The organism is Parasphingorhabdus sp., from assembly GCF_041748495.1.
Lineage (GTDB): Bacteria > Pseudomonadota > Alphaproteobacteria > Sphingomonadales > Sphingomonadaceae > Parasphingorhabdus.
Window position 1 is genome coordinate 1 of sequence record NZ_JBGTDD010000153.1, and the last position, 2,599, is coordinate 2,599.

3 protein-coding genes are annotated in these 2,599 nt (G+C 57.6%); 1 reads left to right on the top strand and 2 read right to left on the bottom strand.

Annotation, left to right across the window (positions count from 1 at the left end; all coding sequences use genetic code 11):
* The first annotated feature begins 53 nt into the window (after positions 1-53).
* Complete coding sequence (locus tag ACEW8J_RS13565; RefSeq protein WP_373492180.1) at positions 54-1,289, top strand: NAD(P)/FAD-dependent oxidoreductase; 1,236 nt, start codon at positions 54-56, stop codon at positions 1,287-1,289.
* Here the strand turns inward: ACEW8J_RS13565 and ACEW8J_RS13570 are convergent.
* A complete protein-coding gene (locus tag ACEW8J_RS13570; RefSeq protein ID WP_373492181.1) occupies positions 1,286-1,804 on the bottom strand; it encodes a 2'-5' RNA ligase family protein in 519 nt (172 codons plus the stop codon). The two genes, ACEW8J_RS13565 and ACEW8J_RS13570, sit on opposite strands and share 4 nt — an antisense overlap.
* 76 nt (positions 1,805-1,880) lie before the next feature.
* Positions 1,881-2,432: a peroxiredoxin gene (locus ACEW8J_RS13575; RefSeq protein ID WP_373492182.1), complete on the bottom strand. Its 552-nt coding sequence runs from the start codon at positions 2,430-2,432 to the stop codon at positions 1,881-1,883.
* Positions 2,433-2,599 lie beyond the last annotated feature (167 nt).

Here is a 2,599-nt window from a genome sequence, read left to right on the forward strand (position 1 = left end):
CGATCCGCGCTAACAGCGCTTTCCGAGCCGACGTCGGGCATCAAGGGGCAGATATGAACGCATTTTATGACATATTGATTGTTGGCGCTGGCCACGCAGGCGCACAGGCCGCCATTGCGTTGCGTCAGAAGAAATTTGCAGGCTCCATCGGCCTGATCGGCAACGAGAAATATCCGCCATATGAACGGCCACCGCTGTCGAAGGAATATCTTGCCGGAGAAAAGCCATTTGAGCGGATTTTGCTGCGCCCCGAGAGCTTCTGGGCCGAACGCGAGATTGATCTGCTCACCGGCCGCAGGGTATCGAAACTCGATCCGATCGCCAAGACCGTGACCCTGGCATCGGATGATGAAATTTCCTATGACAAGCTGATCTGGGCAACCGGCGGTTCTCCGCGCATGCTCGATTGTCCGGGCAGTCAGGCGCGCAACATCCATGCTGTCCGATCCCGCGCCGATGTCGACAAGATCATGGCGGCCCTGCCGACGGTGGAAAAAGTGGTTGTTGTCGGCGGCGGCTATATCGGCCTGGAGGCAGCCGCGGTGCTGACCAAATTGGGCAAGCAGATCACCGTCGTCGAGTCGCTTGACCGGGTGCTGTCCCGCGTCGCCGGCGAGGCGCTGTCCCGGTTTTTCGAAGCCGAACATCGCAGTCATGGCGTCACCATCGAGCTGGAAGCAACCGTCGCCGGCTTTGAAACCGGTGATGATGGCATCGCGACCGCCGTTATGCTCGGCGACGGCCGCCGTCTGGAAGCGGACATGTTCGTGGTCGGCATCGGCATCATCCCCGAAACCGGTCCGCTGGTGGCAGCCGGCGCAGCCACCGGCAATGGCGTCGACGTCGACCAGCATTGCCGCACCAGCCTCGAAGATGTCTATGCCATCGGCGACTGTGCCGCGCACAGCAACGCCTTTGCCGACGGGGCCATGATCCGGCTGGAATCGGTCCAGAACGCCAATGACCAGGCGAAGGTGGCGGCGCTCGACATATTGGGCGAGGAAGCCGAATATGATGCCATGCCCTGGTTCTGGTCGAACCAATATGATCTGAAATTGCAGACCGTCGGACTCTCGACCGGTCATGACAGCTATGTCGTTCGCGGCGATCCGGCTGCCCGCTCCTTTTCGGTCATATATTATCGCGACGGCAAGGTCGTGGCGCTGGATTGCGTCAACGCCACCAAGGATTATGTGCAGGGCCGCAAAGCCGTTGTCGAAGGACTGAATCTCGACAAGGACGAACTGGTCAACACCGATATCCCGATCAAGGAAGTCGGCGTCCGCTAGCGTCCTCGGAACGGCCATGCGCCGATATCCTGCCACGGCCCATCCATATAATAATGCAAGCCGATTCCGTGAATTGTGAAAGGGTGCGGTTCAAAATCGGCTGAAAGCTCGTCATAAAGACGCTTCGCCGCTGCCGGAACCACCTTGTTCTGGACGGTGATATGCAGCCTCGGGACCTGCTGATCCTGCGCGATCAGCAATCCGGCGAACCGGTCGGCCAGTTCCATCCGCATCGCCAGCAGATCCGGCGCATGCAACTGATAGGCGACGCCGCGTCCCAGGTGGATCAAGCCCGACAATATCGCCTCGGGTTTCGGCCAATCGCTGGTCATGGCGATGACCGCCGACCTGATTTCGTCCAGCGCCTGAGGTGGCAGGTGGTGAAACAGCGTGATATGGGCGCCGATCAGATTGCGTTCCGGCGGAAAATATCGCCGGCGCAGACCGTCCGCCCAGGCATGTTCCGCCCTGCCCATCTGCGCCGTCATGATGATCGGTTTGTTGAGACGCTCCATGACACCAGTCTCTGGCACAATAAAAAACCGCGAGCAATTTCTTGCTCGCGGTTCACAATTTGAAAATCGATCTGGCTTAAGCCGCCTTGCGAGCCGCTTCATTATGGTCGAGCCAGTTCAGCAGCTTTTCCGGGGTCGATTCGATATAGGGATCATTGTCGACGCCATCATCATTGATACCCGGCTCTTCAAACCAGGCACTGACCACACCGTCGTCGGCGATCATCGAATAGCGCCAGCTGCGATCGCCAAAGCCAAGATGGTTTTTCTTGATCAGCATGCCCATCCGGCGGGTGAAATCACCCGATCCATCGGGAAGCAGCTTGATCTTTTCCAGACCGAGGGACTTGCCCCACTGGTACATCACGAAGGCGTCATTGACCGAAATACAGTAAACCTCGTCCACGCCGCGCGCCTTGAACTCGTCATACAGCCGTTCGAAAGCGGGGCATTGTTCGTTTGAACAGGTTGGGGTGAAGGCACCCGGCAGCGAAAAGACCGCGATGCGCTTGCCAGCGAACAGGTCCTTGGTGTTTACATCCTGCCAGCGAAACGGGTTTTCGCCATCAACCGATCCGTCACGAACGCGGGTTTTCAGGGTGGTTTGGGGGAGATTTCTACCAATCATATAGGGTTCCTTTGTTTTTGGTTGGCCGCCCTGTGCCAACCGCCCGCTCGTTGATCAAATTGCTTTTTTATTCCACGCTGATCTACAAATTCGATTAGTAAGCGGTTTCGCTTGAAACTATTCTATTCGAAGCTCAAAATGGCAGACGATCAACGCAAAAGGGGGGA

What these genes read in the sequence shown, in the direction of transcription:
- ACEW8J_RS13575 (WP_373492182.1), bottom strand. Translation starts at nt 2,432, where the DNA reads ATGATTGGTAGAAATCTCCCCCAAACCACCCTGAAAACCCGCGTTCGT.
- ACEW8J_RS13565 (WP_373492180.1), top strand. Translation starts at nt 54, where the DNA reads ATGAACGCATTTTATGACATATTGATTGTTGGCGCTGGCCACGCAGGC.
- ACEW8J_RS13570 (WP_373492181.1), bottom strand. Translation starts at nt 1,804, where the DNA reads ATGGAGCGTCTCAACAAACCGATCATCATGACGGCGCAGATGGGCAGG.